21 protein-coding genes are annotated in these 23,589 nt (G+C 64.2%); 5 read left to right on the top strand and 16 right to left on the bottom strand.

What is annotated here, in order from left to right; translation table 11 throughout:
• Positions 1–111: 111 nt before the first annotated feature.
• Positions 112–1,692: an alkyl hydroperoxide reductase subunit F gene (gene ahpF, locus B215_RS0118650; RefSeq protein WP_019371165.1), complete on the top strand. Its 1,581-nt coding sequence runs from the start codon at positions 112–114 to the stop codon at positions 1,690–1,692.
• A 103-nt stretch (positions 1,693–1,795) separates the two neighbouring features.
• A complete protein-coding gene (locus tag B215_RS0118645; RefSeq protein WP_019371164.1) occupies positions 1,796–2,698 on the top strand; it encodes a hydrogen peroxide-inducible genes activator in 903 nt (300 codons plus the stop codon).
• A gap of 18 nt (positions 2,699–2,716) precedes the next feature.
• Here B215_RS0118645 and B215_RS0118640 read toward each other — a convergent pair whose 3' ends face one another.
• Genes B215_RS0118640 through B215_RS0118625 form a run of 4 tightly spaced genes read right to left on the bottom strand, consistent with a single transcriptional unit; the run spans position 2,717 to position 4,810 of the window.
• The gene (locus B215_RS0118640; RefSeq protein WP_019371163.1) at positions 2,717–3,154 is read right to left on the bottom strand and encodes a molybdenum cofactor biosynthesis protein MoaE; all 438 of its coding nucleotides are present in this window, start codon (positions 3,152–3,154) and stop codon (positions 2,717–2,719) included.
• Entirely contained in the window at positions 3,151–3,408 is a 258-nt protein-coding gene (gene moaD, locus B215_RS0118635) for a molybdopterin converting factor subunit 1 (protein ID WP_019371162.1), read from the bottom strand. The genes B215_RS0118640 and moaD overlap by 4 nt, the downstream gene beginning before the upstream one ends.
• A complete protein-coding gene (gene pgsA / locus B215_RS0118630; protein ID WP_019371161.1) occupies positions 3,408–3,962 on the bottom strand; it encodes a CDP-diacylglycerol--glycerol-3-phosphate 3-phosphatidyltransferase in 555 nt (184 codons plus the stop codon). Before pgsA ends, moaD begins: the two co-directional genes overlap by 1 nt.
• A 53-nt stretch (positions 3,963–4,015) precedes the next feature.
• Positions 4,016–4,810 (bottom strand): APH(3') family aminoglycoside O-phosphotransferase, encoded by a 795-nt coding sequence (locus tag B215_RS0118625; RefSeq protein WP_019371160.1) that lies wholly within the window; start codon positions 4,808–4,810, stop codon positions 4,016–4,018.
• A gap of 111 nt (positions 4,811–4,921) precedes the next feature.
• Between B215_RS0118625 and B215_RS0118620 the strand changes: the two genes are divergently transcribed.
• On the top strand, positions 4,922–6,217 hold the full coding sequence (locus tag B215_RS0118620; RefSeq protein ID WP_019371159.1) for an MFS transporter: 1,296 nt from the start codon (positions 4,922–4,924) through the stop codon (positions 6,215–6,217).
• A gap of 60 nt (positions 6,218–6,277) precedes the next feature.
• Here B215_RS0118620 and B215_RS21645 read toward each other — a convergent pair whose 3' ends face one another.
• The 6 genes from B215_RS21645 to B215_RS0118590 all read right to left on the bottom strand — a co-directional run bounded on the left by B215_RS21645 (position 6,278) and on the right by B215_RS0118590 (position 12,595).
• Entirely contained in the window at positions 6,278–6,442 is a 165-nt protein-coding gene (locus tag B215_RS21645; RefSeq protein WP_019371158.1) for a hypothetical protein, read from the bottom strand.
• 150 nt (positions 6,443–6,592) lie between these two features.
• The gene (locus tag B215_RS0118610) at positions 6,593–7,603 is read right to left on the bottom strand and encodes a LacI family DNA-binding transcriptional regulator (protein ID WP_019371157.1); all 1,011 of its coding nucleotides are present in this window, start codon (positions 7,601–7,603) and stop codon (positions 6,593–6,595) included.
• A gap of 141 nt (positions 7,604–7,744) precedes the next feature.
• A complete protein-coding gene (gene rnr / locus B215_RS0118605) occupies positions 7,745–9,988 on the bottom strand; it encodes a ribonuclease R (RefSeq protein WP_019371156.1) in 2,244 nt (747 codons plus the stop codon).
• 40 nt (positions 9,989–10,028) lie between these two features.
• Entirely contained in the window at positions 10,029–10,649 is a 621-nt protein-coding gene (locus tag B215_RS22060) for a CatB-related O-acetyltransferase (protein ID WP_019371155.1), read from the bottom strand.
• 32 nt (positions 10,650–10,681) lie between these two features.
• Positions 10,682–11,281 (bottom strand): TIGR02466 family protein, encoded by a 600-nt coding sequence (locus tag B215_RS0118595; RefSeq protein WP_019371154.1) that lies wholly within the window; start codon positions 11,279–11,281, stop codon positions 10,682–10,684.
• 51 nt (positions 11,282–11,332) lie between these two features.
• Positions 11,333–12,595 (bottom strand): glycosyltransferase, encoded by a 1,263-nt coding sequence (locus B215_RS0118590; RefSeq protein ID WP_236704550.1) that lies wholly within the window; start codon positions 12,593–12,595, stop codon positions 11,333–11,335.
• Positions 12,596–12,733: 138 nt separating this feature from the next.
• Here B215_RS0118590 and B215_RS22055 point away from each other — a divergent pair, with 138 nt between their 5' ends.
• Entirely contained in the window at positions 12,734–13,510 is a 777-nt protein-coding gene (locus B215_RS22055) for a CatB-related O-acetyltransferase (protein ID WP_272942601.1), read from the top strand.
• Between the two features lie 24 nt (positions 13,511–13,534).
• On the opposite strand, the gene B215_RS20460 is transcribed toward B215_RS22055, so the two are convergent.
• The 3 genes from B215_RS20460 to B215_RS20730 all read right to left on the bottom strand — a co-directional run bounded on the left by B215_RS20460 (position 13,535) and on the right by B215_RS20730 (position 16,109).
• Entirely contained in the window at positions 13,535–14,533 is a 999-nt protein-coding gene (locus B215_RS20460) for a pectinesterase family protein (RefSeq protein ID WP_160327970.1), read from the bottom strand.
• Between the two features lie 62 nt (positions 14,534–14,595).
• Positions 14,596–14,931 (bottom strand): hypothetical protein, encoded by a 336-nt coding sequence (locus B215_RS0118575; protein WP_236704551.1) that lies wholly within the window; start codon positions 14,929–14,931, stop codon positions 14,596–14,598.
• Positions 14,932–15,011: 80 nt separating this feature from the next.
• The gene (locus B215_RS20730; protein WP_160327971.1) at positions 15,012–16,109 is read right to left on the bottom strand and encodes an acyltransferase family protein; all 1,098 of its coding nucleotides are present in this window, start codon (positions 16,107–16,109) and stop codon (positions 15,012–15,014) included.
• A gap of 305 nt (positions 16,110–16,414) precedes the next feature.
• Between B215_RS20730 and B215_RS0118565 the strand changes: the two genes are divergently transcribed.
• The gene (locus tag B215_RS0118565; RefSeq protein ID WP_236704552.1) at positions 16,415–18,007 is read left to right on the top strand and encodes a hypothetical protein; all 1,593 of its coding nucleotides are present in this window, start codon (positions 16,415–16,417) and stop codon (positions 18,005–18,007) included.
• A gap of 27 nt (positions 18,008–18,034) precedes the next feature.
• On the opposite strand, the gene B215_RS0118560 is transcribed toward B215_RS0118565, so the two are convergent.
• The 3 genes from B215_RS0118560 to B215_RS0118550 all read right to left on the bottom strand — a co-directional run bounded on the left by B215_RS0118560 (position 18,035) and on the right by B215_RS0118550 (position 23,583).
• A complete protein-coding gene (locus B215_RS0118560; protein WP_019371147.1) occupies positions 18,035–19,567 on the bottom strand; it encodes an aminoacyl--tRNA ligase-related protein in 1,533 nt (510 codons plus the stop codon).
• 55 nt (positions 19,568–19,622) lie between these two features.
• Positions 19,623–21,758: a hypothetical protein gene (locus B215_RS0118555; protein WP_152997950.1), complete on the bottom strand. Its 2,136-nt coding sequence runs from the start codon at positions 21,756–21,758 to the stop codon at positions 19,623–19,625.
• Between the two features lie 247 nt (positions 21,759–22,005).
• Positions 22,006–23,583 carry an O-antigen ligase family protein gene (locus B215_RS0118550; RefSeq protein ID WP_019371145.1) on the bottom strand — a complete coding sequence of 526 codons (1,578 nt, stop codon included), beginning with the start codon at positions 23,581–23,583 and terminating at the stop codon, positions 22,006–22,008.
• Positions 23,584–23,589: the final 6 nt, after the last annotated feature.

Here is a 23,589-nt window from a genome sequence, read left to right as displayed (position 1 = left end):
AAGGGGAAGTGTTACGGCGCCCCCCTGCCCCCCTCAACGGGCGCCACATGCGGCCCGGGGCGGAACCCCTCCGCCTCGGGCCGTTTTAGTGAGAACCACAGGAGTTTTCCCATGCTCGACGCCAATCTGACGCAACAGCTCAAGGGCTATCTCGTGAACATCCGCGAGCCGATCGAGCTCGTCGCCAGCCTGGGCGACGACGCGAAGTCGCGCGAGCTGGGCGATTTGCTGGCAGATATTGCCGCGCTCTCGGACAAGATCGATCTCGTCGCCGCCGATAACGCGCGCAAGCCCAGCTTCATGATCCGCCGCAAGGGCACGGATATCGGCGTGCGCTTCGCCGGTATCCCGATGGGGCATGAGTTCACCTCGCTGGTGCTCGCCCTGCTCCAGGTCGGCGGCCACCCGAGCAAGGCGGCACAGGATCTGATCGAACAGGTCCGCAACATCGACGGAGACTTCAGCTTCGAAACCTATTTCTCGCTGTCGTGCCAGAACTGCCCGGACGTGGTGCAGGCGCTGAACCTGATGGCGGTGCTCAACCCGCGCATCCGCCATACCGCGATCGACGGCGCGCTGTTCAAGGACGAGGTCGAGGCGCGCAAGGTGATGGCGGTGCCGACGGTGTACCTGAACGGCGAACCCTTTGCCTCTGGCCGGATGGAGCTGGAGCAGATCGTCGCGAAAATCGACAGCGGCGCCGAAACGCGCGCGGCCGAGAAGATCGCCAAGAAGGAGCCGTTCGAAGTCCTGATCGTCGGCGGCGGCCCCGCCGGTGCGGCTGCGGCGATCTATACCGCGCGCAAGGGCATCCGCGTGGGTATCGCGGCGGAGCGCTTCGGCGGACAGGTGCTAGACACGATGGGTATCGAGAACTTCATCTCGGTGTCCCATACCGAAGGTCCCAAACTGGTCGCGCAGCTGGAGCAGCATGTGAAGGAGTATGACGTCGACGTCATGAACCTGCAGCGTGCCGAGAAGCTGATCCCGGCGGCACGCGAGGGCGGGCTGCACGAGGTCATCCTCGCCAACGGCGCGAGCCTGAAGGCAAAGGCGGTCATTCTTTCCACCGGTGCACGCTGGCGGCAGATGAACGTGCCGGGCGAGGACGAGTATAAGAACAAGGGCGTGGCCTATTGCCCGCACTGCGACGGCCCGCTGTTCAAGGGCAAGCGCGTTGCGGTGATCGGCGGCGGCAATTCGGGTGTCGAGGCCGCGATCGACCTGGCCGGCATCGTCGCGCACGTGACGCTGATCGAGTTCGACAGCCAGCTCCGCGCCGATGCGGTGCTGCAGCGCAAGCTTGCCAGCCTGCCAAACGTGAAGGTACTCACCTCGGCGATGACCACGCGCGTCAACGGCGACGGCGAGAAGGTTTCGGGCCTGACCTACAAGGATCGCAACAGCGGCGCCGAGCACGATATCGAGCTGGAAGGCATTTTCGTCCAGATCGGGCTGGTGCCGAACACCGAATGGCTGAAGGACGCAGTGGCCCTCACCACGCGCGGCGAGATCGAAATCGACGCGCGCGGCGAAACCAGCCGGCCGGGCATTTTCGCGGCGGGCGACTGCACCACCGTGCCGTACAAGCAGATCGTGATCGCGATGGGCGCGGGTTCCACCGCAGCGCTCTCGGCGTTCGACTACATGATCCGCTTGCCCGAAGACGTGCTCCAGGCTGCTGCTGCCTGAGCCCTGCTCCCCTCCCGCTTGCGGGAGGGGAGCCTTCTGCTATTCGCTTCCTATATTCGAGGCAGCCACTATATATCCGGCCTACAATCGATAGAGGCGATCATTGGCGCAAACCTACCTGCCGACCCTGAAACAGCTGCAATATCTGGTCGCGCTGCATGACGCCGGCCATTTCGGGCGTGCTGCAGAGGCATGTTTCGTCACCCAGTCCACCCTTTCCGCCGGTATTCGCGAGCTGGAGACGCTGATCGGCGTGGTACTGGTCGAGCGGACCCGCCGGGTGGTGCGCTTTACGCCCCTAGGCGAGCGAATCGTGGAGAAGGCCCGCCGGGTCTTGCGTGAAGCTGACGAGCTGGGCGATCTCGCCCGCGCCGCCGGACGCCCCCTCTCGGGCGAAATGCGGATGAGCGTGATCCCCACCATCGCGCCGTTCCTGCTGCCCCGCATCCTGCCGCGGCTCCGCCAGCAATATCCCGACCTCAAGCTCTATCTGCGCGAGGAAACGAGCGGACAGGCTTGCGAGGCGCTGAGCCATGGCCGCACGGATTGCGTGCTGCTCGCGCTGCCCTTCTCCTGCGGCGATGTGGAGAGCGCACGGCTGTTCGACGACCGACTGTTCGTCGCGTTTCGGGAAGGCGAGATGACGCCGAGCCCATCGATCCACCCCGACGCGATCGACGAAACCAGGCTGCTGATGCTGGAAGACGGGCACTGCCTGAAGGACCATGCCCTTGCCGCCTGCAACCGGCCGGAGATGCGTGCGGAGGCGACGATGCTCGGCACGTCGCTCCACACCATGGTGCAGATGGTGGACAATGGCCTGGGCGTGACGATGCTGCCGGAGATGGCGGTGGACGCCGGCATCCTGGAGCATACCTCGGTCAAGGCACGGCCGCTCGACGCAGCCAATGCCTCGCGCCACATCGCCCTGGTCTGGCGCAAGGCCTCTCCCCGCGAACGCGACTTTCGATTGCTGGCGGACGTGCTGGCCGCAGCGCGGGCCTGAACGCTAAAGCGAGATGCTCTAGTTCCAGCTAGCGGCAGCGTCGTGGTCGCCCGTGCGGGGCTCCACCCAGCGCGTGCCGCCCGCCAGCCATTCGCGCTTCCAGAAGGGCGCGTCGGTCTTCAGTCGGTCGATCAGATAGGCGCAGGCTTCCAGCGCCTCGCGCCGATGCGCGGCGGCGGTACCGACGAACACGATGCGCTCCCCCGCCGTCATCCGCCCGACCCGGTGGACGATGGTGACGCCCAGCAGGTTCCAGCGGTCCACCGCCGCTTCCGCGAGCGCGCAGAGCGCCGCCTCCGTCATGCCCGGATAATGTTCGAGTTCCAGCGCCAAAACGCCGTCATCCGTTCGAACCACGCCGGTGAAAGTTGCAACGCCGCCTGCTCCGCGCTCTTCCAGTGCCGCCACTTCCATCGCCAGTTCGATGGGCGCGGGATCGACGGAGACGCGGATCATCCGCCGGTCACCGGCGGGAAAATCGCCACTTCACGGGCATCACCCAGCAGCGCGTCGAGGGGCACGAAGCGCTGGTCGATCGCGGCGCGCAGCTTGGCAGGCTCGGCCAGCGCCGCGGCATGCCCATCGCTGCGGCCGGCCAGCCAGTCGATCAGGTCCGCCACGTTGCGCACGGCGGCCGGCGGTTCGACCTGCTCCTCGCCGGTGCCCACCCGCTCACGCACCCAGGCGAAATAGAGCATGGTGATCGCCATCAGCTGTCCATATGGCTCAGGCCGACCCGCAGATAATCCCAGCCGGTAATCGCGGTCAGCGCCGCGGCACTCCACAGCGTTGCGAGCCCCACTGCCAAGACCCAGGGCCATTCCGGGAGCGCGCCGGACAGGATCAGCGCGCCCAGCGATACCAGTTGCAGCGCCGTCTTCCACTTCGCCAACCGCGAAACCGGCACGGACACCTGCAGCCCGCCGAGGAACTCGCGGAGCCCCGATACAGCGATCTCGCGCAGCAAAATCACCAAGGCGGCGATGACATGCCAGTCGGCGATCACGCCTTTCCCCACCAGGATAAGGATCACCGCCGCGACCATGATCTTGTCGGCGATCGGATCGAGGAAGATGCCCAGCTTGGACACCGTGCCCTGGGCGCGCGCCAGATAACCGTCGAAATAGTCGGTGATGCCCATCAGGCAATAGAGCGCGAAAGCGATCGCAAATCCCGGTGCCCAATGCGGCCACCACAGGAACCCCACCAGCAACGGCACGGCGAAGATCCGGGAGAGCGTCAGGATATTCGGCAACGTCAACATGCAAAAGTCCTAGCACCGCCGGTACGCGCGGGGGAGCGATAAAGCTCCCCGGCTCAGAACAATTCGTCCAGGCGAAGGTGGAAGTCGAGCCTCGCGCCATCGAGCGCGACGCCATAGGCGTCCAGCATCGCCTGCGCCGCGCCATCGCCGAACTCCTGCAGGCTGTTCCACAGGATCGCCAGATCCTGCCACGGATCGGCGACGCCCACCCGCCCCAGATCGATACAGCCGACCACCTCGCCCTCCACAACCAGCAAGTTGTCGAGCGAGATGTCGCCATGCGTTACCACCCGGTCGAAGGCCGGCGGCAGCGCCGCCATCATTGCGTCCCACACCTGTTCGGCCGACATGCCGATCCGGGCATCGTCGAAGTCGCTTTCGTCCACCAGGCCGGCGTCGATGCGATCGCGTGCTGCGGCAAGCCGCAGGCGGTGATCGGCGTTGAACGGGCAGCGATCGGCCGGCAACGCATGAAGGCGGCGGAGGAAACGGGCGAGCGAAGCTGCCAGCACCGGTGCAGCGGACGGATCGCGTTCGAGCAGCTGATATGCCGTGCGCCCCGGCAGCCGGCCGGTGAGCAGCCAGGCCGAATCCGATTCAAGCACGAAGCCATGCAGCGGCGCCACCGGCAGATAGGGCGCCAGCCAGCGCAGGCGCACCGCCTCATCGACCAGATCGGTCACGACTGGGCCGTGCGCCACCTTCAGGTAAAGATCGTCCGATCCGTCTTCCGTCAGGCGATAGACCGCACAGCCGGATTCGCCCACCCGATCCCGAAACCAGCGCCGCCCCGCCACCGCCAGGCTGGCCGGCACCTCGAGCGCGCTGGTCGCTTCTTCGCGTGCCATGTTCCCCTCTCGTTCCCAAGCCCGAGGATTAATCGATTGAAGCCGCGCCCGCCCCCCGGTATGCCGCCCCTTCACCGAGCGGAAGACCGCGTCAAGGGGAGCATATATCGAATGATCGGTGCGCTCGGGCTCATGAAGGAGCGCCGGTTCCTGCCCTTGTTCGTCACGCAGTTCCTGGGAGCGTTCAACGACAACCTCTTCAAGAACGCGATGATCTTTTTCGCGACCTACCAGATTTTCAACTCGGTGGAGCAGGAGACCCAGTTCAGCGCGATCGCGACCGGCATCTTCATCCTGCCCTTCTTCCTGTTCTCCGCGCTTGCCGGCCAACTGGCCGACACGCATGACAAGGCGCGGATCATGCGGATCATCAAGGCAGCGGAAGTGGCGATCATGCTGGTCGGCGCCACCGGAATCTTCCTCGCCAGCCTGCCGCTGATGCTGGTCGCCCTGATCGGCATGGGCGTGCACTCCACCTTTTTCGGCCCGATCAAATACGCGATCTTGCCGCAGCATCTGGCGGAGGACGACGTGCTGGGCGGCACCGGCATGATCGAGGCGGGCACCTATATCGCGATCCTGTTCGGGACGATCGCCGGCGGGCTGCTCAGCGCCCATGCTGCGGCCGTTGCGGTGATCGGAATTGCGCTGACGGGCTGGTTCGCATCGCTCAAGATCCCGCCCGCGCCGCCGCTCACGCACCTCGAGATCGACTTCAATATTTTTCGGGCATCCGCCCGGCTGATCTCCGCGACGATGCACATCCGCCGCCTGTTCCTGGCAATCGTATCGATCAGCGTCTTCTGGTCGATCGCGGCGGTGCTCGGCGTTCTGTTTCCCCCGCTCGTCAAGAACGTGTTTCACGCGCAGAAGGACGTGGCGAGCGTGTTCCTGGGCATCTTCTCGATCGGCATCGCGATCGGCTCGGTCATCATCAACAAGCTGCTGAAGGGCAATGTCTCCGCGCGATACTGCGTGCCTTCGGTGCTGGCGATGGCGGCGTTCGTCATCGATTTCCACTTCGCCGCCCGCTATTGGCCGGTGCATGACGGCCCGCTTCTGAAGACCCTGGACTTCGTGCGGATGCCGGCAGCCTGGCACGTACTCGGCGATCTCGCGATGATCGCCGTCACCGGCGGCATGTTCGTGGTACCGCTCTACGCCTTCCTCACCACCACGGTCGAAAAGTCGCAGACCGCGCGCACGGTGGCGGCGAACAATGTTGTGAATTCAGGGGCGATGGTGCTCGGATCGGTCGGCATTTTCGCGTTCACCCGCATTCCGGGCGTGCGCGTGGAGGATTCGCTGTGGGTAGTGGTAGCGCTGGCGCTGGCCTCGGCGGCCTGCGCCCGGCTGCTCTACAAGGAAGGCGACGTGCCGCGCCGCGGCGATTGCCGGAACGGCTAAACCTTCGCCCGCGAGGCGATCCTGCGCAGGGCTGCCCCAGCCGGTGGTGCTGGCCGATCCTTACAGCAGGAACGTATAGAAACAGGTGAAGAAGGCGGCGAAGCTGAGCAGGAACAGCCGCACATCGCCATCGTCCTTCGCCTTGCGGTGGCGCGACATCGTCGCCCGCACATGGCTGCGAAAGGCATGACGCTGGGCGTCGCGTATGGTCAGGGTACGCTGCATGCCCAAAGTTAACGCGCCGTTTAGGATTTCGGCCAGCGGCAATGATGGTTAACGCCGTCTTGTTACGGGACCGGGCCGATTTTGGGCGCGCTGCGGAGATCCGGCGCAAGTGCCGCGTGTGCTACGCGAGGATCCGGCGGCGACCCGCCGCTATGCCTTGGGCGCCGGTCCCGTGGTCGCGCGAATCTTGAGTTCGTGGTCCAGCGTCAACTGCGGCGCAAGCGCCTGGCCGGAAAGCATCAGGTCCACCGCCGCATAGGCAAGCTGGCGCACCGGCTGGCGGATCGTCGTCAAGGGCGGCCATACCGCGCGGGCAAGATCGCTGTCGTCGAACCCGGCGATCGAAAGCGCGTCGGGCACGCCGAGATCGGCTTCGTGCGCCGCGGCAAGCGCGCCGGCCGCCATATCGTCATTGCCAGCGAAGATCGCCGTCGGTCGCGGATTGCGCGCCAGCAGCGCCCGCGCGGCGGCGCCACCGGAAGCGAAGCTGTAATCGCCGGCAATCACCAGCGCAGGGTCGAACAGGATGCCATGTGCTTCCAGTTCCTGACGATAGCCGGCCATGCGATCCTTGGACGAGACATGGCTTTCCGGCCCGGAGACAAAGGCGATCGCGCAGTGCCCGAGATCGATCAGGTGGCGGGTAATTTCGCGCGCGGCGGCCACGTCGTCCATGGTCGTCGACAGTCCATGGCCTTTGCGCAGCCCCGGCGCGATGCGGACATAGGGCAGCTTCCGCTTGTCCAGCGCATCGATCAGATCCGGCATTTCGGTAAGCGGCGGCGACAGGATCAGGCCGTCGAGATGGGCCTCGTCGACCAGCGCGAGCACATCCTTCGCCAGATGTCGTGCGGTGCTGTCCACGGGCTGCATCAGCAGGCGATATCCCAGTTCGCCGCAGCGCTCCATCGCGCCCGCCTGGATGTGGAAGACGTAATAGGGACTGGGGTTATCGTAGAGTAGCGCAACCTGAAACGAGCGCCTGCCCGCGAGGATGCGCGCGGCATGGCTGGGGCGGAAGTTGAGCTGTGCAACGACTTCCTCCACCCGGCGCCGGGTTTCGTCGCTGACATGCTTTTCATTGTTGAGGACGCGGGAAACCGTCTTGAACGAAACGCCTGCGATCTTCGAGACTTCCTTGATCGTCGGGCGTGTGGTCATCGGGCTCCCCACTGCATTGCATCGTTCCGCTACTGTATCATGTGCGTTGCCGGCTTGTAGCGCGCCTGCCCCTGCAATGCACTGACTTTGGTAAGCGGCTTCCACCACTGATCGCTATGTTCACCCACTTCGGAGCCGGAGCTACCGCTTCCGTCCCTGATGCCGGATGTTGGAAGGCCGCCCACGTCGATGCAGCACGCGCTTGGGCGCCCCCTTGCCGGGTCGGCCCGTACGGGGAGCGCCGCCGCCGGCGCCCTTCCCCTCCGGCAGTTCGAAGCGCAGCGCGCCCGAAACGGGGTTCGCCTCCACCAGCCGCAGTTCCAACCGCTGCCCCAAGGCGAACGCGTCGCCGCTATGCTCGCCCACCAGCCGCTTGGCGGCTTCGTCGAAGTGGAAATACTCGCTACCCAGATCGCGCACGGAGACCAGCCCGTCGCCGCCCACACCCTCGACCGTGGCGAAAAAGCCGAAGTTCTGCACACCGGTGATCCGCGCTTCCAGCACCTCGCCGACATGGGTGGCCAGATAGGCGGCGACATAGCGGTCGATCGTCTCGCGCTCTGCCTCCATGGCGCGGCGCTCGAGCTTGCTGATCGTCTCGCCAATGCGATCCATTGATGCGGAATCCTCAGCGGTCAGCCCGCCCGGTCCCAATCGGTACGCCTCCACCAGCGCCCGATGGACGATCAGGTCCGAATAGCGCCGGATAGGCGAGGTGAAATGCGCGTAGGAGCCAAGCGCCAGGCCGAAATGGCCGACATTCTCCGGCCCGTAATAGGCCTGGGTCTGCGTGCGCAGCACCTGTTCCATCACCTGCGGGCGGAAATCCACCTCGCCCAACCGATCGAGGATGCGGTTGAACGTCGCCGGGCGGATCACCTGCCCCAGCGCGAATTCGATGTCGAAGGTCTTGAGATATTCCTTCAGCGCAGTCAGCTTCTCGCGCGCGGGCGGCTCGTGGATGCGGTACATCACCGGCATCTTCTTCGCTTCCAGCGCCTTGGCGGCGGCCACGTTGGCGGCGATCATATATTCTTCGATCAGCTTGTGCGCATCGAGCCGCTCGCGCGGAGCGACGGACAGGATCCGCCCCTTCTCGTCCAGCACGATCCGCCGCTCCGGCAGATCCAGATCGAGCGGCTCGCGCTCGTTCCGCGCGGCGGCGAGCGCGCGCCAGCAATCCCAGAGCGGACGCAAGGCGGTTTCGGTAAGCGCGTTCTCCAACGTACCGTCGATCGCCGCCTGCGCATCCTCATAGGCGATGTTCGCCGCGAGCCGCACGACCGCCCGGGTGAACCGCCAGCCCTTCAACGCACCGGCCTTCGTTACTTGCAGGTGACAGGCCAACGCAGCGCGATCGACGCCTTCCTTCAGCGAACACACGTCCGCAGAAAGCACCTCGGGAAGCATCGGCACCACGCGATCGGGGAAGTATACCGAATTGCCGCGCTTGCGCGCCTCGCGGTCCAACTCGGACCCGGGCCGGACGTAGAAAGACACGTCGGCAATCGCGACGATCGCCTTCCAGCCGCCCTCATTGGCGGGATCGTCGTCCGGGGTCGCCCAGACGGCATCGTCGTGGTCGCGCGCATCGGCGGGGTCGATCGCCACGATCGGCAGGTGGCGCAGATCCTCCCGCCCGTCGCCCAGTGGCTGCTGCGCTACGCGCTCCGCCTCCTCCAACAGCTCTTCCGAGAAGATGTTGGGGATGCCGTGCCGGTGGATCGCAATTAGCGAGAAGCTGCGCGGGGCGAACGGATCACCCAGGCGCTCGACCACCTTGGCCGTGATCCGTGGCGGCCGGCCGGTCTTCTCGGCAAGCACGAGATCCCCCTGCTCGGCACCGCCCGCGTCGGAAACGGGATAGTCCCGCCGTTCCTTCTTCTCGACGCCCTGCAGCCACATCCGGCCGCCCTCTTCGTGGAGCACGCCGAGCATCAGTTCCTCGCCGCGCGCGAGCTTCTTCATCGGATGCGCGATCCAGCCATTCCCGGCCTCTTCGGTGCGGGCAAGGATGCGATCGCCGACACCAAGCGCCGATCGCTTGCCGCGGGCCTCGCGCACGCGCAGGCGGGGCGCGGGCACATGTTCCGCTTCCCAGCGCTCGGGCACCGCCCATACCGTGTCCCCATCGGCATCGGTGACGCGCAGCACAGTCACCTTGGGCAGCCCACCCATTTTGTGGAAGGCACGGCCGGGAGCGACGTCGATCAGCCCCTCGTCGGTCATATCCTTCAGGAGCGCCTTGAGCAGGATCTTGTCCTGCGCGCTCAGCCCGAACGCCCGCGCGATCTCGCGCTTGCCGGCAGGCGTGTCGGACGATGCGATGAAATCGAGAATTTGCTGCCGCGTCGGCAGCCCTGCTCTTGTTCTGTTCTTAGCCATTGACCCCGAACATAGGCATTCGGGAACCACAAACCAATCGCTATCCCGCGGCCACCGCGCGTTCGAAGGCGGCAGCATTCTCCACGGTCGGCTCCAGCGCGAACGCTGGCACCTGCGCGCAGGCGCGGGCCAGCGCCGTGCGGTCGAGTTCCCACCAGCGGGTGCGCTCCAGCGCGTCGATCACCTCGGGCGCGAACCGATATCGGATCAGCTTGGCGGGATTGCCGGCGACGATCGCATAGGGCGCCACATCGCGCGTCACCACGGCGCCCGCGCCGATCACCGCGCCGCGGCCGATCCGCTTGCAACCGGGTGTGATGATCGCATGATGGCCGATCCACACATCGTCCTCGACGATCGTCGGCTGGGCGACAACGCGGTCGCGATCGATCACGCCGCGCGCCTTCAGGTAGAAGATCGGGTGGGTCGACAGCGCCTGCATCGGGTGGTTGGCGGAAATGATCAGTGCCGATCCCGCGAACGAGCAATAGCGGCCGATCTGCGTGCCCGGCGGAATCCGCCAGCGATCGAACGCGCCGTAGCTATATTCGCCGATCTCGATTCGGTAGAGCTTGCGGAAGCGGCTGCGGAGCAGCGCGCTTTCCTCATGGTTCCGCACCAGCTTCAGCAGTACCCGGTCGATCGTGCTTTGTATGCCCATCCTGTCCTCCCATACCCGAAGGCGGCGCCGGCTCACCGGCGATAATTGAAGCTCACGCTAATCCGCTTGTCCTTGCCCGAACCGGGCGGCACCTCGTGCCGAAGCCAGCTTTCCCACAATAGGACCGTGCCAACCTCCGGCGTCACTTCGATGAAGGGCTGCAGCGCTTCCGGCGCGTCCGGCCGCCGCGTCGGCGCCGCCATCATCATGGCAAGCCGCGGATCCTCCAGCTTCAACCCGCGCGATCCCGGCGGCAGCGCGATATAGACGGTGCCGGAGACGACGCTGTGCGGATGAATATGCGCGCCATGCCCGCCCTTGCCGTCGAGCACGTTCACCCAAAGACTGTCCAGCTTGAGCTTCCGCCCGCCCAGATCGAAGGCACAGGCTTCCGCGAACCTGGCGACATGCCGGTCGAGCAGCCGCTTCAGATCGGCAAAGGCGGGATCCCGGATCGGCAGATCGTCGAGCGAAGCATAGCTGGTATAGCCGCGATAGTGATTGTCACGGCACCAGCGGCGCCCGGCGACATCGTCCTCCGCCAATTGCAGACACGAAGCCTCGAGATCGGCGATCAGGGCATCATCGCCCAGCGGCTGCTGGTAGAGCAGGGTTGAAAAGAGCGTGCGCACGGCGGCGCTATCGCGGGATTCAGGCTGCGGGGCAATAACCGCGCACTCGCTTTACGCGCGAAGCGCGGCGATGCGGTGTGCGGCGGCAACCGCCCCGTCTTCACCCGCAATTTGCAGGGCCGCCCGCGATGCAGCCTCGCGCGCGATAGGCGTCGATAACAGGCGCGTGATATCCTCCACAACCTGGCCAGATCGAAACCGCTCGCGCAAAAGGGTGCGGCCGATGCCGGCCCGCTGCAGGCGCGCTGCATTGTCGAACTGGTCGCCGAAATGCGGCACCACGATCTGGGGGCAGCCGGCCCGCAGCGCCTGCCCCGTCGTGCCGATGCCGCCATGATGTATGACGACCGCTGCATGAGGAAACACCGCCGAATGCGGAGCATAGTCGAGGAAGAGGCAGTCGCCCTCGCGCCGCGGCGCTCCCGGCTGCCCCGTCAGCAGAACAGCGCGCCTGCCCAATTGCCGGGCGGCCATCATGGCCTCATCGTAAAATCGCCCCGCCGACACGACGGCGAAGGAGCCTAGCGTGAATACCAGCGGCGGCTCGCCATCCTGCAAGAACGCGTCCAGTTCGGGCGCCAACGGCTCTTCCGCGCCGCTTTCGCTGTCGAAGAACGGAAAGCCGACAAGATCCGCGTTTAGCGGGGCATCAGGGGGCAGCGCGCCAAGCGCCGCAGACCAGCAGCACAGCACCGTCTGCGTGGCACGGCCACGCTCCATCAAGGGTGCCCCGCGCGCCCGGCCAAGCCCGTGCTGCGCACGCACGGAGTCGATCTTCGGGCCGTAGCGCCGGCGTAAAGCCTTGCGGGCCAGCGCATAGAAAGCTCGGTTCCAGCTGCGCCCGAGTACGCTGCGAGGATGGTGGCGCATTCCTTCGAACCGGGGCGCGTGCGGCGGATTCCAGGTGGAGAATAGCGTCATCGGCTGCAGCACCATGGTCGCCAGAGGCAGGCCGCGCTTCTCCGCAACGATATCGGCCGCCAAGGCGAAGATCGAACTGGCGATCACGTCCGCCTGCGCCGAAACCCTGTCCAGCACGGCAGTGCTTGCCACCAGCGACGGCAGCAGGATTTCGTCGACCACGAAACCCGGATCGGAAAAGGCCCGCATCGCGACCTGCTCGGGCTGCAACCCGAGACGATCGCAGACCGCGGCGTAACTCGGCAGGACCGCCACCGCCTCCAGCCCGGCTGCGCGAACCTTGGCCAGTCCGTCCTCGGGTATCGCCAACAGCACCTGATGTCCCTGCGCCTGGAGGGCGCGTCCGATGGCGATGAAAGGATGAAGATCGCCGAGAGAACCGATGGTCGCCAAGACAATCCGCATTGCGTACCCCCAGAACCGCAGCGCCGGATAGCACGGCCACTTGCTGCACCCAACGACCCGCTCGCGATTTGGGCCAGCCGCACCCCCCGCCTATGAGGGAGGTGTAACTTTCAGGGAAGTCGTCGGGTGCAAACCGAACTCACCTACCCATTTACAGTCCCGTTCAATGAAGCGATGCTGCTCTTCCTGAAGCGGGAGCGCATCTATCTCGCCTTCCACAATCAGATCGAAGGCGTGATCCAGGGCGGGCAGCCGATCACGTTCAGACACCCGGTATATGTTGAACCCGAATCCTCCATGCCGCGCGGCGGCTTCTGGAATGCGGGCGCCTTTTCCTACTGCCAATCAACGAGCTATATCGATCAGGACACGGAAGCCGGCCGTTACACGAGTGTTGCGGCAGAGGTTCAGGTTACCGGCTACGAGCATCCGACCGACCACATCAGCACGCATGTTTTCACGCATCAGCGCTATTATACGGATGCGATCGCCCGCGTGCACGGCTGCGGGCCCGAAGCAGCCGACTTTGAACGTAGCCGGGGCCCGGTGCGGATCGGCAACGACGTCTGGATCGGCCAGCGCGCGACAATCCGCCGCGGCGTGACGATCGGCGACGGTGCGATCATCGCGGCAGGCTCGGTGGTCGTGCACGACGTTCCGCCGTTCGCCATTGTCGGCGGCGTTCCGGCACGGGTGTTGCGCTATCGCTTGCCCGACGCGATCATCGATCGCGCCCTGCGGGTTCGTTGGTGGGACTATCACGTCGCCGATTTTGCCGGCCTCGATCCCGCCGATCCGGAGCGCTTCTTGGACGGATTGGAGGAGCAGATCGCACTGGGCCTGGAGCGCTACGCCCCCACCCGATATCATCTGCCGCTGATCTTTTCCGCTCTGGCTGCCTGAACGAGAGCACCAGGCGGCGTCGTATCAGGACGGGCGCTGCCCGCCGCCAGCCCAATCCCCCAGCACGCTCGCCCGGGTAAGGCTGCGCGCCTCGTCGACGGTCAGCATGCGCCGCGTGGGTCCAGCGGGCCCCGCGCCCGGCCCGCGACTTGCAAATTCGAACAGGCGCGCCTCCTGAGGCGTCAGCATCGTTCGGCTGCCATCGGGCGCCTTATAGCCCATCGATGTCCATCCCGCGTGCTGGATGTGGGCGTCCATCCAGCAGCGCAAGAATACGGCATGCCCGGTCAATGCCATGTTGCCGCCGGCCCGCCAGGGGCGGCCGAGCCAGGCAGATCTCTCCGGAACGCCCGGCTCATGCTCCAGCCGGCAATCGGCGAAGACGAGGCCGTGCGTTTGGTCTGCAGGCGTGCTGGGAGCGGCGATGAAACCGGATTCAACCGCCCCCGGAACATGGCGGGTGACGATCGAACACCGCTCGATCCAGGCCGCTCCGCCGCCAAATATGAAATCCACGCCGCCGGCGACGCGGCAATGTGCCAGATGCGCGCGCGACTGGATGTACAGCGTATCCTGATAGCCTTCGATCCGGCAGTTCCGGACCTGAGTGCGATCGGCAGTGGCATCGATGCGCAGGGCGACCGCCTGAGCGCCGTTGCCCGCAGCATCGCGCCGGGTACCGATATAATCGAAATCGTTGCGGATGGTCAGGTCGCGCAAGGTGACACCGGGCGCGGCGATCGCCAGCGTCGCCGATCCCGAGGTTCCCCAGGGTCGACCCTCCGGCCCGCTGCCGCCGGCATGGGCATCGAATGCGATCACCGTCTCCGGCCCCGCCCCCGCAAGGGTAAGGTTGGGAACGGTGATCGTCTGCTTTTCGCGCCACAGGCCCGCGCGCAGCAGAATCGACACGGGACGCCCACCGGCCGCCTCGGCACGGCGCAGTGCCTCCCCCAGGGTACCAACCGTGCCGGCTCCCCCGCGCCGATCGACGATGATGTCCCAACGGCGCGGCGTTGCCACGGCCAGCGCAGGGCCGGCCAGCGCCCCGACCGCCAATCCTCCGAGGAAGCCGCGCCGATCCATCAATAGGCGCGCGCGACCAGGATGCGCTCGACCGCGGGCTTGCCGAAGTCGCTCACGTCGCGGCGGACGTTGCTGTCCAGCCGGTCGTCCGCATCGAGATTTAGGCCCTGCTGGATGCTCTCGAGGATCGCGGCAGCCTCTGCCACGAAGTCCTCGCGCGGCATGATCTGCGGATCGAGCTTGCCGTCCGCGCGGTGGAGCTTGTCGCGCTGGATCACCGAAACGTTGCCGTCGGCAAAGCTCGGCGCATGGCCCCACTCCTGCATACCATGCGCCAGAGCGATAAAGGCACGCGCGTCTTCCAGCGTTCCGAGCATTGTCTGTACCAAGTGCATTGATCGCCCCCTCCAACCAGCTCGTCAGGGTCGACGGCGCAGTTCCCCAAGGCTGGCTCTCCGATCTATTGCAGCATCTTTCAAGTCGTACGCTTGGAGCCGATCCGTGCCTGTCCTTCCAAGCGCCGCACGCCCCACCGCCCGAACGCTACCGACGGCTTTTCGACGTAACGCTGCGCCAAGATCGAAACCAGGACGACCACCGCAAAATATGCCGGCACCAGAACCAGCAGCGCCATGATCCACGATGAGAAGAACGGCCAGAGGCCGATGACGATCGCGAGGACAATCGTGTGCAGAAGATAGACCGAATAGCTGACCTTGCCGAGCAACTGCGCCGGCCCCGAGACGAACAACTTGGCGTACACACAGGCGAGAAAGAGCGCCACGCCGCCGAGATAGCCGGTGTTGGCAGCCACCACGCCGATCAGTTCGGTCTTGGTGTGATGATAGGCCAGGGTGTTCGCCGCCGCCGCACCGAACACCAGCAGGAAGAGCGCCGCAGGAAAGAATCTGGTTGCAACGGGACCGTACCCGGTGACGCGCATGCGGGTCAGAGCGCCGAAATGCATCGCTGCCAAGTAGGTCGGGATACCGATCGGCAGGCTGCTCATGGGATGATACCAGCGATAGACGCCGCCGCCGAGCGCAATCGCCAGAAGCACGACCATGGCCGCGAAATGCACGGGGAAACTATGAATACGCTTCACCAGAAACAATGCGTAGCAGCTGACGTAGAACAGCAGCTCAATAAGTAAGGTCCAGTCGACCGTAAGAATATACGGCACGCCAACCATGCGATGCAGCAAGGTAAGGTTCACGAGGAACTGTGACGGGGTAGTGCTGCGCACGCCCAGTTCGGCGAAGACCAGCGTCGCTAGGCAGACCGCCAGCCAGAAAGCAGGATAAATTCGGAAAAACCGGTTGATGGGGAAAGAAAGAGCCGGGTTCTTGCCGCCAAAGCTATACGGGATCACGAACCCACTGATGCAGAAGAACGCAACGACCCCGACACGACCTGGGCTGAATAGATCTAAAAACCACAGATTGGCTGCAGCCCTCACGGCCGCAGGCACGGGCAGCTTGGTTAGACTTTCGCCGAAATGGGTGAGCACGACAAGCAACGCTGCAACGCCTCTCAGCCCGTCAATCTCCGTAAACCTTTTGCCCTCGATCACAAACTTCCCCCTCTCCCCGGGACTTACTGCGCTCCCTAGCATTTCTGGTAAGAATGCCGCCAGCGCATAATGTGGGGCGGCAGGATCACAAAGGAGCGGTCCTAGCGCGCCTATTTACATGGAGCTGCCGAAATCCGCTCCTTCAATGGATTGCGCCGGCTTGAAGACGACCGTACCATCCCAGGCGCTTGCTGTTGCCAGCAGACACTTGGCGTCCCCGAGACTTGCCCTTGGGACGCACCGCCACCCGAGCGAACAGACCTCGTAGAGCTGCAAGGATCGTGATGCTGGGAACGAGAAGGGACTTGCTGCGGGCAACCGCCGGATTCGCGCTTTCCACGTGCGTTTCCTGTACGAGCGAATCAAAGAGTGCCGCGGGCCAGACCGCCAATCCCGGACCCTTTCGCCTGCAACTTCGCCTGCCCGTGGAGAAGGGACTGATCGCACGCTGGTCGGCCAACCAATCCATCGTCGTTGCTAGAGAGGGACGTGTTCGTTCGATCAGCGACGTATCCGAAAAGGGCTTTGTTGCAAGCGACGAGGGGTCCGGACTTGGCCCGCACTTGGTCCGGTATCCGAATGGCATGCAGGCGCTGCGCTTCAACCAGGACGCTTTCCTGTCGGCGAATACACCGCCGCTCGACCCCATTGCCTCCACGGTCATCGTTGTACTTCGCGATCACAATACCAGAGCCACGCACAAGACGATCGTCTCTTCGGGCAAACGTTCTGTCGCCGGTGGCGCGAAGCTGGCGTTCCTGTCCAACGCCGTTGCCGGGGAGGCGCCGTTCGTCGGCCGCGCCGGCACTTGCACCGATCCGATGCTCTGCCCGCACCTGCTTCTGGGGTGCCAATTGCAGGTGGCGGGTTGGCGTAACGGGCCGCTCGGCAATCCCCGCGCCGGACGCGACAGCACGACCGGGCAGCGCTGCGGCGTGAACCGGAAGGCAGCCACCGTTCCCAACCGGCGCGGTGCGTTGGTCGCCGGGCTCGAGATCGGGCGAGATTCTGCGGTCGCCACGCCGCCGAGCATACCGACCATACCCCAGATCAGTTCCGGCAGTTGGTATAGCGGGGACATCCTGGATGTGATCGTCTATGACCGCGCGTTGAAGGACGTGGAGTTCGATGCGGTCATGGCCGCGGTGGCCGATGCCTATCGCATCCCGGAGATCACCGATCAATTCGTGCTGGAGGGCGACAGCCGGATCTGCGGCGTTCCGCCCACCAGCACCTGTGACAATCCCGGCATGATGCTGACAGAGCCTGGCGCGCCCCATGCACTGCCAGCCTCGGTCCGCATGATCAACTATGCTGCGGGAGGTTCCTCTACGGTGACGCTGCGGGCGCGGTTGAGTCTGCCGCCGGTGACAGCTGGCCTCTGCCAGCGCATTCCTGGCGGAATTAACAGGCTGGCGTTCATGTGCGGGCATAACGACCTGAGCCGACCTGACATCCGGCCGCTCACCGACCGGTCCTCAGCCATCTATCGCGATCTGGTGCGCGTGATTTCGGATGATCGTCAGCCGAGCTACACAAGTCTCGGCTGGGAGGTCACGCTGCTCGTGGAGATGCACGACAACATCGAACCGTTCATAAACGGCGGCAATGGCTATACGAGCTACCGCGCGCTGCAGCGCAGCTTGGCCGGCAACGATCTGGCAAAGGATACGCAGACTGCGCGTGGCCAGAAATATGAGTCGATGCTGCGCGTGCTGGATATCGCCCGTATCCGGCGTACGGGTAGAACGGTCTTCGATACCCGGGCCGACACCGCCAATCCGCTATTTTATCGACCGGATCGCCTTCACGAGACGCCCGACGGCATGAAATTGCTGGTCACGGGCGGCGACACGCCGCAGTTCGGATTGCGATCCGTCTGGCGCGAATTGAGTTGATTTGGCGCCCTCGGCCGCGCCAACCCATCAATAGGCGCGCGCGACCAGGATGCGCTCGACCGCGGGCTTGCCGGTGAACAGGCAGGTGCCTTCGGCCGGCGCCGCACCGCCGGGCACGTTGCGGAAGGTGAGCTTGAGCGCCTTCAGCCGCTCGACCACCACCTCCAGCTCGGCGCCGGTGGGCTTGGCCCAGTTCACCTCGGCCCAGCCGGGGAACTTGACCGAGTCCGCGAACATCTCGGCGAGCGTGTCGAAGTCGGTCACGTCGCGGCGGATATTGCTCTCCAGCCGGTCGCGCGCGTCGAGATACAGGTCCTGCTGGATGCTCTCTAGGATCGCCGCCGCTTCCAGCACGAAGTCGCCGCGCGGCATGATCTGCGAATCGAGCTTGCCGTCCTCGCGATAGAGCTTGTTACGCTGGATCACCGAAACGTTGCCGCCGGCGACGTCGCGCCCGCCGACCTCGATCACGATCGGCGCGCCCTTCTTCACCCAGCCCCAGCGCTTGGTCTGCGCCTTCACTGCCTTGAGGTCGAGCAGCGCGCGCACCGGCTCGCCGAGCGCGCTCAGCTTGGCGAGTTCGGCCTGGAGCGACTTGCAATAGTCGATCGTCGCGGCGTCCTCGGGCTGGTCGCGCAGCATCGGCACGATCACGATCTGCCACGGCGCCACCATCGGCGGCACGCGCAGGCCGTCGTCGTCGCCGTGCACCATGATCAGCCCGCCGATCATGCGGGTGGAGACGCCCCAGCTGGTCGTCTGCGCCAGCTCGAACTGGCCTTCCGAATTCTGGAACTTGATGTCCTGGGCCGAGGAGAAGGTGGTGCCGAGGAAGTGCGAGGTGCCGGCCTGCAGCGCCTTGCCGTCCTGCATCATCGCCTCGATCGAGAAGGTCGAGACCGCGCCCGGGAATCGCTCATTCTCCGGCTTCTCGCCCGCGACCACCGGCATCGCCAGGCAATCCTCGGCGAAGCTGCGATAGACCTCGAGCATCTTGAGCGTCTCTTCCTGCGCCTCTTCGACGGTGGCGTGGGCGGTATGCCCTTCCTGCCACAGGAATTCGGCGGTGCGCAGGAACATGCGGGTACGCATCTCCCAGCGGACGACATTGGCCCATTGGTTGATCAGCACCGGCAGGTCGCGCCAGCTCTGCACCCAGCGCGACATCGCCGCGCCGATCACCGTCTCCGAGGTGGGGCGGACGACGAGCGGCTCTTCCAGCTTCGCCTCGGGATCGGGCACCAGCCGGCCGTCCTTCTGGACGAGACGGTGATGGGTGACGACCGCCATTTCCTTGGCGAAGCCGTCGACATGCTCGGCTTCCTTCTCGAAATAGGAAAGCGGGATGAACAGCGGGAAATAGCAGTTCTCGTGCCCCGTCGCCTTGATGCGATCGTCGAGCAGGCGCTGGATGCGTTCCCAGATGCCATAGCCCCAGGGCCGGATGACCATGCAGCCGCGCACGCCCGAATCCTCGGCCATGTCGGCTTCGCTGATAACGGTCTGGTACCATTGCGCGAAATCGCCGTCGCGCGTGACGGAAAGGGCGTGCTTGATCATGGGTGCAGCGATTAGCGCCTGGACGGGCGGACGCAAGGGCCGGCGCGCGGCTGGTTCACACCGAAACGGCACCCACGGGCGAATTCTCATCCACCGGATTGCCGAAGCTGTCGAACGGGATCAGCGGCTTGCGCCCGATCGACAGCTGCCCGCGAAACGGACGATAGCGGTTATTGGCGTCGAAGACTGGGCGACCGTCAAGCACGCGGCCCTCCCGCCCGCGAGATACGCCGCGAAGGAAATGATTGCGCTCGATGCGCAAGCCCCAGCTTGGGAATTCGGGCGTGTCGGCATCCATTTTGCTGATCAGGTTGAACAGCTGCACATGGTTTCGGTGGCCGTGGCCGGGAAACTTGCTTCGGAAGCTCAGGCAGTTTGGCTGGCCGATAAACGTATTCTGAGTCAGCAGGAAATTGCGGTGTCCATCTTGGAATTGGCCCATTTCCCAGCCCTTCCCCGTCTTGCGCAATACCGAGAGCGCCATGACGAAGCCGTTGATCGATTTGGAGCGCTCTACCAGGGTGTCACGCTGATCTGCGCTAAAGGGCTCCAGCAGGGTGCCCGTGCCGGTGGCGCCATCGAACGCCGCGACGATCCGATACTCGCCGGCTTGAGGGCCTTCCTGCAGGCGCAGCACGTCGTCGTCGAGAACGAGGTTGGGTTTGCCGGTACCGCTGATGATTTGAAATTGCGCGCCGCTGGTGCTGATTCGAGTCTTGGGCTCTACCCGCACCGGCGCCTGGGTCAGGAACAATTGCGATGTCGGCGAACTCGCCCGGTAGCGAAAGATCGTGATGTTCCGTAAGCCGCGCTGATCGGGGCGCTGCACGCCCTGCTGCTGGCAGAAGTCCGCATGCCAGATCGCATAGCAGCGGATGCGATCCCCAGCTGCCACGCGGGAGGCGCTATCTCCTCGGATAACGATTCGGCGCTCGCCTGGATTGATAGAAAGGATCTGCTCCTCCTGACCCGCCAACACGCCCGAAAGAAAGCGGAGCCTGAGGTCCGGTGCCTTTTCTTGCCGGGGAAGGTCCTGCGGATCGACCAGCGTCAGGATGGTGGTCGCTTGCGGCCCTGACTGCACCGACGCGACTTCCAGATGCGAATTCAGATGCAGCCGCGTGATACCTTCTGCCGGCATGATGACGTCGTACCCGTCAACCACGACATTGTCGTAGCCGGGCCCTCCCGCAAAAGAGTCCGTCGTCTGGTATGCCGTCACATTGCGGTAGAGGCGCGCACCCTGGGTGGTGAAATTCACGAACAGGCATTCCGCCAGGTAGAAACCGCCGAAGCTATAGGGCAATCCTGCGGCTAGCGTGTCCCGCTGCGCAGGCGTGCCCTTCGAAAGATTGAAGCCAAGCGCAAGGCCATTCTCGTCACGATCGCCTTCCGGTCCGCGCGGATCGACCAGCCGGCAGCCCAGAAAGGCGATCGCACGATCGGCTGGACCCCACAGCAGCATGATCTTGCCCAGATCGACGGTAAGGCCATGAAAGTGAACTGCCCGAGCCTGAATCACCCACCTCGGTTCCGGCAGCCGACGTGCGGTGCGGGTGATGATGACCTGATCGGCGCGCAGCCCTTCCGCAGCGAAGACTTCAATCGCGCGCCGATTGTTCAGCGGCGGGAGGCGCGATATGTTGACGTCCTCGACGTAGCGGCCCGGCTTTTGCAAGATCAGCTTGCCGCCGTCGCCGACACCTTTGCTGCCCAACGCGTGGTACAGGGTACGCCACGGCGCGGAGCGACTTCCATCGCCCTCGTCGCTACCGCGTTGCGGATCCACGAAGCAGACACGGCGCTTGGCATCGAGCTTGCGATCCACGTTGATGACCAGCGGTATTTCGATCCGCCGCTCGAGCCCATGTTCCCCGCGTAGAAAGCAATAGAGGATGGCGTCTCCGGCGGTCACGTCTCCCTCTCCCGCGCCGATCTCTACCGAAAAGCCGATCGAGCCCTGGGGGATCATCGTGCCGTCGTGGGAGCGTACCGGCGTGGTATTTACGCTCCATTCGGTAACGGTGATGCTGTTTCCCTCAAGGTAGAAGACAGCTTCCTTGAAGTAGTTGATCGCGGCCGCCCCAACCGGTTGCGGCGGCAATCCAAGTGCGGTGATGCGGATGCCCTCGCCGTGAATCCATTGGCCCGGAACGGCCGAAAAGCCGCCGGTGAACCGTTCATCCGGCACCAATGTTCCGAACGGACGGTCACTCTCAGCGGGTGGACGGCCGCCACTCCCTGCCACACCAGTCCATCCCGGCCCCGGCTGCAGAACGCCGGGGGCGGCCTTGCGCCTATCGCCCGTCGCCATACTGCTGGGCGCGGAACAGGCCAGCGTTGCGGTCGATAGCGCTAGCGCGCCCCCGACGAAGGATCTGCGCGTGCCATCCACCATGTTCTGCAAGCCTTATTTTTAGGATCCGCGATCCACGCGTCTATTCACCTGCGCGGGACAGCGGCTGCGTGCCGGACTCAATTTTCGAGCGATACAACAGGGCAAAGCCAAGCCCCAGAAGCATGTACACGACGTGTTCGTTTTCGATTTGTGACAGCACCGACTTCGTGAACATCAGCACCACCAAACTGACCGCAAGAGCGAGGTGGATCGGATAGCGCGGGACGGCGGTACGCAGGCCAACGGTCGCAAGTTGCAATGCCATCAGCACGATCGCGCCGTAGTAAGCGACAAAGCCCAGGACGCCGTAGTCGGCAGCCATTGAGAGAAACCCGCTGTCGATCGACAGCGTTCCATCGGCAGCGCGCCAGCCGACGGCGCCGGCCCCTTCACCCGGGCCATAGCCAAATAGCGGCCGCTTGGCGACGGCAGGAATACCAAGCTGCCACTGCTCTCTTCTGCCATCATTGCTGACCTGGGTCGCACCACCCCCTAGGACGCGATTGTGGACGGCTGGAACAAAGAAAATCATCGCAGCAAGCACTAACGCAAAAGCGGGATACAACATCGTTGTGGTGATGCCAATCAACCCCCCACGGTCGCTGCGCCAGCGCTTGACGCCCCATAGTAGCAGATAGATTGCATGAGCAACGATGACCCCTACCATGCTGAGCCTTGCGCCGCTCATATACGCGGACACAAGCAACATTATATCAAACAAAGCAAACGCAATCAAACTCTTCAAAGATCGAGCATTAGCAAGGCAATGTAGTACAAATGGGGCGATGAGAGCAATAAACTCCCCCCAAGCCAATGGCGTCGCAAACACCGTCACAACGCGATAATGATCGCGATACTGTGGCACAAATATCTTGGCGACACGATCGTCATTTATTTTTAGAAAGCTCGGAATATTGTTGACCCAGATGATATGCTCCGATCGGAATTCAAGAAATCCGATCATCATCAGAATCAACAAGCAGCTCAACATCATTTTCAGCCAAGCGTCAGAGCTGAAGCGCCGCGTTCCGGCGACCCACAGGGTCAAAAAGAAAAAGGGCGTAATGGTCAACGTTGCACTTATGAGCCGTCCAATCGTCGATCCCGGCGCCGTGGACACGAAAGTAGACACCGCTTGAAGAACAAGAAATCCGAGAGCAAATCTCGCCAGAAGTGGCGAAGACTTCATTATATCTTTGATCTCCAGTCGAAACTTTGCGGACATCGAATAGCAAAGCAGAAACACTAGAGATGTTACTACGCCGAGCAGGCGACGGACAGAAATCCATGGGAGGCCGCCCGCGGCGACCGATAAGTAATTCGGCCACAATATCGTTAAGAGAACAAAGGCAATATAGCAGCCAATTAGAATTTGGATCGGCGGCCTCTTCGCTTCTGGCAAGGCCCAGATCACGATCAGTGCCAGGACTGCCATTGGCGCGGCCGCAGGTATCAGTAACCGAGCAGGGAGGATGGCTACCAAGAGGCCGTAGAACATTGCAATGATTATGACGGTGAGCAGCAGCGCGCTGCGACGCCCGAGGACTGCGAGCCCGGACCGCTCAGGAGCGTAGAGCGGCAGCACCGGGCGCGCGGGCCGGAACACGGTAGCGCGCATGCGCCG

The organism is Sphingomonas sp. ATCC 31555 (assembly GCF_000282895.1).
Taxonomy (GTDB): Bacteria; Pseudomonadota; Alphaproteobacteria; order Sphingomonadales; family Sphingomonadaceae; genus Sphingomonas.
This window is presented reverse-complemented; position numbering and strand designations above follow the sequence as displayed.

What these genes read in the sequence shown, in the direction of transcription:
- ahpF (WP_019371165.1), top strand. Translation starts at nt 112, where the DNA reads ATGCTCGACGCCAATCTGACGCAACAGCTCAAGGGCTATCTCGTGAAC.
- B215_RS0118640 (WP_019371163.1), bottom strand. Translation starts at nt 3,154, where the DNA reads ATGATCCGCGTCTCCGTCGATCCCGCGCCCATCGAACTGGCGATGGAA.
- moaD (WP_019371162.1), bottom strand. Translation starts at nt 3,408, where the DNA reads ATGGCGATCACCATGCTCTATTTCGCCTGGGTGCGTGAGCGGGTGGGC.
- pgsA (WP_019371161.1), bottom strand. Translation starts at nt 3,962, where the DNA reads ATGTTGACGTTGCCGAATATCCTGACGCTCTCCCGGATCTTCGCCGTG.
- B215_RS0118625 (WP_019371160.1), bottom strand. Translation starts at nt 4,810, where the DNA reads ATGGCACGCGAAGAAGCGACCAGCGCGCTCGAGGTGCCGGCCAGCCTG.
- B215_RS0118620 (WP_019371159.1), top strand. Translation starts at nt 4,922, where the DNA reads ATGATCGGTGCGCTCGGGCTCATGAAGGAGCGCCGGTTCCTGCCCTTG.
- B215_RS21645 (WP_019371158.1), bottom strand. Translation starts at nt 6,442, where the DNA reads ATGCAGCGTACCCTGACCATACGCGACGCCCAGCGTCATGCCTTTCGC.
- B215_RS0118610 (WP_019371157.1), bottom strand. Translation starts at nt 7,603, where the DNA reads ATGACCACACGCCCGACGATCAAGGAAGTCTCGAAGATCGCAGGCGTT.
- rnr (WP_019371156.1), bottom strand. Translation starts at nt 9,988, where the DNA reads ATGGCTAAGAACAGAACAAGAGCAGGGCTGCCGACGCGGCAGCAAATT.
- B215_RS22060 (WP_019371155.1), bottom strand. Translation starts at nt 10,649, where the DNA reads ATGGGCATACAAAGCACGATCGACCGGGTACTGCTGAAGCTGGTGCGG.
- B215_RS0118575 (WP_236704551.1), bottom strand. Translation starts at nt 14,931, where the DNA reads ATGCACTTGGTACAGACAATGCTCGGAACGCTGGAAGACGCGCGTGCC.
- B215_RS0118560 (WP_019371147.1), bottom strand. Translation starts at nt 19,567, where the DNA reads ATGATCAAGCACGCCCTTTCCGTCACGCGCGACGGCGATTTCGCGCAA.
- B215_RS0118550 (WP_019371145.1), bottom strand. Translation starts at nt 23,583, where the DNA reads ATGCGCGCTACCGTGTTCCGGCCCGCGCGCCCGGTGCTGCCGCTCTAC.